The following is a 6,826-nucleotide window of genomic DNA, read 5'->3' on the forward strand; positions in this document are numbered from 1 at the left end:
TTCATTCACAATGAATGATTAAAAAGGAATCGTGTTTAAATCACGAACTGTCGCGCAACTGTGGCTCTCAAGACATGTATATGAATTTATAAATTCATAAAATACAACATATATCTTGAGAGGAGTCAGAAAATTTGCCTAATACTATTCATTACAAAAACTTCCGCGAATGAAGGGTGTAATAAAAAGTGATGCACATCATTTATTTACATGAATGATATATAAATTCATACAAATGAATCTATGTGTTGCATGCATACATATTTTTTACATTCATTTTTGCGGCATATATTTTAACACTAAAATAGAATACTGCATGGAAAATTATGTTATTAAAAGAAATGGAGCGTATCAACCCTTTAAACTTTTCAAAATTGAAGATGCCTTAAAAAAAGGTTTTTCAAGTACGCATACAACCTATAATGAAGCTGTTTATTTAAAAACGCTTGAAAAATTAGAACATAAAACAATCTGGTCGGTTGAAGAAATACAAGACATTATTGAAAAAGAACTTTTCAAAAATGGTGCCTTTGAAGTGATGCGTTCCTTTATGCTTTATAGGCATACTCGAAAATTACAAAGAGAGCATGTAGCGGGCTTAAATGAGGATACAACGTACGTCAATTCCAGTCAAACCATTGAAGAATATATTGAAAAATCGGATTGGAGAATACATGCCAATGCAAATACATCCTATTCAAATGCAGGATTGGTAAATAATGTTGCGGGCAAAATCATTGCCAACTACTGGCTAGATAAAGTTTATTCAAAAGAAGAAGGATACGCACATAGAAATGGCGACATTCACATACATGATTTAGATTGTTTAACCGGCTATTGTGCTGGGTGGAGCTTACGTGTGCTGTTGAATGATGGCTTTAATGGCGTACGCGGGAGGGTTGAAAGTAAAGCCCCCTCTCATTTTAGAGAAGCCTTAGGGCAAATGGCCAATTTTTTAGGAATATTACAAAGTGAGTGGGCAGGCGCACAAGCATTCAGCTCCTTTGATACCTATCTTGCACCCTATGTTTTCAAAGACAAGCTAACCGAAACAGATGTATTAAAAGCCATTCGTAGTTTTGTCTACAACCTAAATGTACCGGCACGTTGGGGACAATCTCCTTTCACAAACATTACGCTTGATTGGGTTCCGCCTGAAGATCTTAAAAGTCAAATTCCAACAAAAAAAGATGTGCATCTATTTAAAGGAATTACAGATGCTTTATTAGAAAAATCTGCAATAGAACGCGGAGCAAGATCATTGGAAGAACTAACCTATAGCCATTTCCAAAAGGAAATGCACATGATTAACAAAGCGTATTACACCGTAATGACTGAAGGCGATGCAAATGGACAACCCTTTACATTTCCTATACCGACCGTTAATATTACTGAAGACTTTGATTGGTATGGAGAAAATACGGATATACTTTTTGAAAATACTGCTAAAATAGGTTCCTCATATTTTCAAAATTTCATTGGCAGTCAATACACACTAGACGCAGATGGAAATAAAGTCGAAAACCCAAATGCATACAAGCCCAATGCGGTAAGAAGTATGTGTTGCCGTTTGCAACTGGACTTGCGCGAACTTTTGAAACGAGGTAATGGACTATTTGGTAGTGCCGAAATGACTGGAAGCATTGGCGTAGTTACCATTAATATGGCACGTCTAGGCTTTCTATTCAAAGGTGATAAAAAAGCACTCTACGATCGATTAAATATTCTGTTGGAAATTTCAAAATCGACCTTAGAAAAGAAACGCATTTTTATTCAAGAAATGTATGACAGGGGTTTGTACCCATATACAAAACGTTATTTAACACATTTTAGAAATCACTTTTCTACCATTGGGGTAAATGGAATGAATGAAATGTTGCTAAACTTTACAGATGGCAAATTAGATGTTACCAGTGAACACGGAATTGATTTTGTTTCAGAAATACTACTCCATATCCGTAATCGCATGAAAGCATTTCAAGAAGAAACAGGAAACCTCTATAATTTAGAAGCGACCCCAGCGGAAGGAACAACCTATCGATTTGCGAAAGAAGATAAAAAACGCTACCCAGAAATTAAGCACGCAGGAGAAGGTGAAAATATTTATTACACCAACAGCTCACAAATTCCTGTGGATCACACAGACGACCCATTTGAAGCGTTGTTGTTACAAGACGAATTGCAGTGCATGTATACTGGAGGGACAGTACTTCACTTATATATGAAAGAAAAAATAAGTTCCATTGAAGTATGCAGAAACATGGTTAAAAAAGTAGTGAGTAATTTCAAACTTCCCTACATCACAATTACGCCTGTATTTAGCATCTGCCCTACGCATGGAAATATTTCTGGCGAGCATGAATATTGCCCCCAGTGCGATAATATTTTACTCAATCAATTAACCAACAAACAAACCAATTATGCAACAACAAATGAAATCTGAAGATGTGTTAAGTCAACACAATGAATTAAGAACAAAATGTTTGGTATACACCCGAGTAATGGGATACCACAGACCAGTAGAAAGTTTTAACATCGGTAAAAAAGGTGAACACAAACAACGAACTCAATTTAGCGAATGTGTTAAATAAGCGTGTCATTTACGATATAACACCATTTACATTGCTAGACTATCCGCATAAAACAGCCTGTATCCTTTGGTTTACAGGCTGCAATATGCGTTGTTCCTATTGTTATAACCCAGACATTGTTTTTGGAAAAGGAAAAAAAACAATTGGTGAAGCACTCCAATTTATACAGTCTAGAATCGGACTTTTAGATGGCGTTGTATTAAGCGGTGGAGAATGCACCTTACACAAACAAGTATTTGAATTGGCTATTGAATTAAAAAAAATGGGACTGTTGGTTAAAATAGATACCAATGGTTCTAACCCGATATTTTTAGAAAAATTGATTCAAAACAATTTGGTTGATTTTATTTCGTTGGATTTTAAAGCCTTGCCAAATAAATTTCAAGCAATAACACAATCAAATTTATTTTCAGCATTTGAAGCATCACTTTTACTTTTTCAACAATATAAAATACCTTTTGAAATACGCACTACTGTACACACCAACTTATTGAATGTAGAAGATATACAAGCGATGATTGCATATCTAGAAAAGATGGAATATAAAGGAATTTTCTACATACAAAATTATTTAAACAATGTAAAAACCATTGGAAACCTAGCCAATACATCTAATAAAATAACAGAAAATATTTTTTCAAAGACCAACATTCCTATTCAAATAAGAAATTAAAATACTTCTTTCTGATGCATAAACTCCTATAAATACACCCATCGATGTTGCTTCGTTGGGGATGATGGATTTGGAAGAAACAAGCACGAATAAATCAATGCTCGTTATTGAACCTGACATATCAAATTTAATTACAGTCCATTCCTATATTAATTCCCTAGGTTGTGCATTTTCGACCAACCAATCTTAAAAGATTGAACTATGACTCAAATATGATTGGGTATGAATGTCGTTTACTCAAGCAAATAAACCGTATAAATGATCTGTTGTTGGCGTATCCGCCAGAGCAAATCAATGTTATTGAAATATTTTTTCGCGGTGCACCAACAACCATTTCCGTAAGGGATGTATTTACTAGTTGTTGGCGAACCACGTTGTTTTAGTTCATTATTCAACAGCAGAGCTGGCGGAAACACCAACAACAGCAGTGATTCTGACTTAAGGAAACGGCATTGAATATGGTATCATCAACAATTCCGAAATATATTCTTAACAAGCACAAAAAAAGATGTCTGTACAAAGAAATACATTCTTTATACAGACATCTTACTAAACAAACAACAAACTATAAACTAGATTTTTCGTTTCAAGTTGTAAATCGTTTCTTTTACTGCATACCAACAGAAGAAGAAGATACCAACGGAGAATATAACATCACCAATTATTCGCATCCATTTCAATGTTTGAATGGTTGGTGAATAGAGCAATTCAGAATCTCGTGCGAAAGAATATCCTTTAGTAATCGACATGTACGATTGAATAATACCGATAGGTAATAAACTAAATACAACCATTGCAACCAATCCAATATTCAATGCCCAAAAGGCAATTTTCAACTTTTTAACATCACCATCGCGATCCGAGTAGAATCGTAAACAGATTAAAATGAAGCCCATTCCCAGCATTCCATACACTCCAAATAATGCTGTGTGCGCATGTACTGCTGTAGTATTTAATCCTTGAATATAATACAATGCAATCGGTGGATTGATTAAGAATCCAAATATACCCGCACCTACAAAGTTCCAAAAAGCTACTCCAATGAAAAAGAAAATAGGCCATTTGTATTTTTGCATCCAAGGGGCTGCCTTTAAGTGATTCCAATTCTCACGTATTTCATAGCCCATCAAGGTGAGTGGCACAACTTCTAAGGCACTAAATGTAGCACCAAGTGCTATAGCCTTTACAGGCGTACCTGAGAAATACAAGTGGTGTAAGGTTCCTAGAATACCGCCTGCCAAGAAAATACTTGCAGAAGCTACGGAAACCTTACCCGCTGTTTTAGCAGAAATAATTTGCATTTGAGAGAAGATATATGCAATCACAACCGTAGCAAATACTTCAAAGAAGCCTTCAACCCAAAGGTGTACCAACCACCATCTCCAATAATTAATTACAGGTAAGCTACTATTTTCACCGTACATCAAACCCGAGAAGAAGAACATACCAATTGCCATAACAGAAATCAATAACATGGTCAAAAGCGACTTAGAAGATCTTCCTTCACGTATAGCAGATGTGATGTGTTGTGTCACCATAAATACCCACAACACTAAACCTACTGCCAATAATAATTGCCAGAAACGACCTAAATCCATGTACTCATATCCTTGGTGACCAAAAAAGAAGTTTGCAGTATGGTCTAAGAATTGATGAACACCCAACCATTCGCCAAACATAGAACCCAATACAATAATCAGCAATGCAACGAATAAGAAGTTGATCCCCCATGTATGATATTTAAACTCTTTCCCAGAAATCATAGGCGCTAAGAATAAGCCTGTAGCAAGCCATGTAGCAGCAATCCAAAATACGGCTAGCTGCGTGTGCCACGTTCTAGTAATGGAGTATGGTAAGAACTGAGAAATTTCAATACCAAAGAAAGCTTGTCCTTCTACCGTGTAATGCACAGTAATAATTCCCAGTATTACTTGTAAGGCAATTAAGAATGAAATAACTAAAAAGTATTTCAACACTGCTTTTTGAGAAGGGAATAACTTCATATCTCCAAGTGGATCTTTGTTTGGCGTTTTTAAGATCTCCCCTTTTTCATGATTTAATAAATAGTAATAGGTCAATACACCAATGAATAAAAGCAACAATACAATTGACAAACCAGACCAGATAATAGAACTATCCGTGATTAAATTATCAATCAAGGGTTCATGTGGCCAGTTTGACGTATATGTGTAATCTAAATTCGGTCTATTTGTACTCGCAGCCCACGAAGTCCAGAATAAAAACGCATTCAATTGTGCTAATCTTTTTTCGTCCTTTAATGCTCCTCTTGGTATTGCATACTCTTCTTTTCCTTCAGAGAAAATTTTCGTGTAATGCGCAGTATTGCTTTTAATAGCCTTCAAGCGTTCTGCGGAGATAGAAATTGTTTTTGTTTTTTCATCAAATGAATTCGTTTTGATGTCTTTAATCAAACGTGCTTTTAGAGCAGCTTTTTTTTCTACATCCAAACTATCGTATGGCATATTATATTCTTTCGCCCAATCATTTAACATAAAAACAGCTTCCTTATGTATCCAATCGGCCGTCCAATCAGGCGCAACATAACTACCATGCCCCCAGATGGAACCTACTTCCATTCCACCAATAGATTCCCAAACGTTTTGACCTATTTGAATATCTGCTTTTGTGTATACAACTTCATTTGTATTCTTGATAACAACTTTATCAGGGATAGGAGGTTGTGTTTGATAAATTTCTTTCCCTACTCCGATCAATACCAGAAAGGATAATATAAATACCGCTATAAATGCGATCCAAGCTTTTTTCATGTTAATTGATTATTTAATTGTTTTTTTTAAATTGATTGAACGCGCTCAACTGTATCATTTTTATGAATGGTTAAGCGAATGATTGCATCTGTTATTCCTTTTAAATCATGTATGACGGAAGCATCTAAAGCAATAATATCTCCTCGTGTTAGTATTTGTTTCTCATCATTCACGCCAAATTCAATGACCCCATCAAATATCTCAATCACAATGGGATATGGAGCTTTATGCTCTTTCATATATTGATCTTTCTTAAGTAGTATTCGAACTTCCTTTGAATAGAGCGTTTGTAATAGAACACTAACCGCTGGTTTCGAATCGCTAAATTCTACATTTTCATTTAATGAACCTTTTTCCATAATTATTATTTTTCTGCAAGCTGAATTGATATTGAATCTTAAATAAAATTTTTATACATAAACAAGATAACACCCACAATAGGGTTACACATATTTCATTTCTTATTGAAAATTAGACATAAAGATTCCATGTCACTCTTATTTTGAGTGGGTTCATTTTTAATCGAATTTCATTAGAATAGCTGTGTTAAATTTATTGCAATAGCAATTTTCTAGTTCATTCTCTTCTTCATCATTGTATAGCTCAAATCACATATTTCCATAAAACAATTTTACATGGCGTAGACAACATGTAGGCTGAATTATTATGCAATAATAACACGTAAATAATAAGGGACAAAATTATCCTTTATTATTTTTAATATATTTACAGATATTTCATGAATAGTATTATATATCAACAAAAAATATAAC

At 34.6% G+C, this 6,826-nt stretch carries 5 protein-coding genes and 1 riboswitch; of the genes, 3 read left to right on the top strand and 2 right to left on the bottom strand.

The window, feature by feature from the left end; all coding sequences use genetic code 11:
• Positions 1-157: riboswitch (cobalamin riboswitch) on the top strand. This riboswitch is flagged as partial in the annotation.
• A 159-nt stretch (positions 158-316) separates the two neighbouring features.
• From Q0543_RS03145 to Q0543_RS03155, 3 genes are read left to right on the top strand one after another with little or no spacing between them, the layout of a single operon-like run.
• On the top strand, positions 317-2,443 hold the full coding sequence (locus Q0543_RS03145; protein WP_299248988.1) for a ribonucleoside triphosphate reductase: 2,127 nt from the start codon (positions 317-319) through the stop codon (positions 2,441-2,443).
• Positions 2,433-2,591 carry an anaerobic ribonucleoside-triphosphate reductase gene (gene nrdD, locus Q0543_RS17020; RefSeq protein ID WP_366799981.1) on the top strand — a complete coding sequence of 53 codons (159 nt, stop codon included), beginning with the start codon at positions 2,433-2,435 and terminating at the stop codon, positions 2,589-2,591. The genes Q0543_RS03145 and nrdD overlap by 11 nt, the downstream gene beginning before the upstream one ends.
• Entirely contained in the window at positions 2,548-3,264 is a 717-nt protein-coding gene (locus tag Q0543_RS03155) for an anaerobic ribonucleoside-triphosphate reductase activating protein (protein WP_366799982.1), read from the top strand. The genes nrdD and Q0543_RS03155 overlap by 44 nt, the downstream gene beginning before the upstream one ends.
• Positions 3,265-3,836: 572 nt before the next feature.
• Here the strand turns inward: Q0543_RS03155 and Q0543_RS03160 are convergent.
• Together Q0543_RS03160 and Q0543_RS03165 are read right to left on the bottom strand one after the other, a co-directional pair.
• Positions 3,837-6,053, bottom strand: a complete 2,217-nt coding sequence (locus Q0543_RS03160; RefSeq protein WP_299248991.1) for a nitric-oxide reductase large subunit — start codon at positions 6,051-6,053, stop codon at positions 3,837-3,839.
• Positions 6,054-6,079: 26 nt separating this feature from the next.
• A complete protein-coding gene (locus tag Q0543_RS03165) occupies positions 6,080-6,412 on the bottom strand; it encodes a cupin (protein WP_299248993.1) in 333 nt (110 codons plus the stop codon).
• Between the last annotated feature and the right edge of the window lie 414 nt (positions 6,413-6,826).

The organism is uncultured Cytophaga sp. (assembly GCF_937863595.1).
Lineage (GTDB): Bacteria > Bacteroidota > Bacteroidia > Cytophagales > Cytophagaceae > Cytophaga.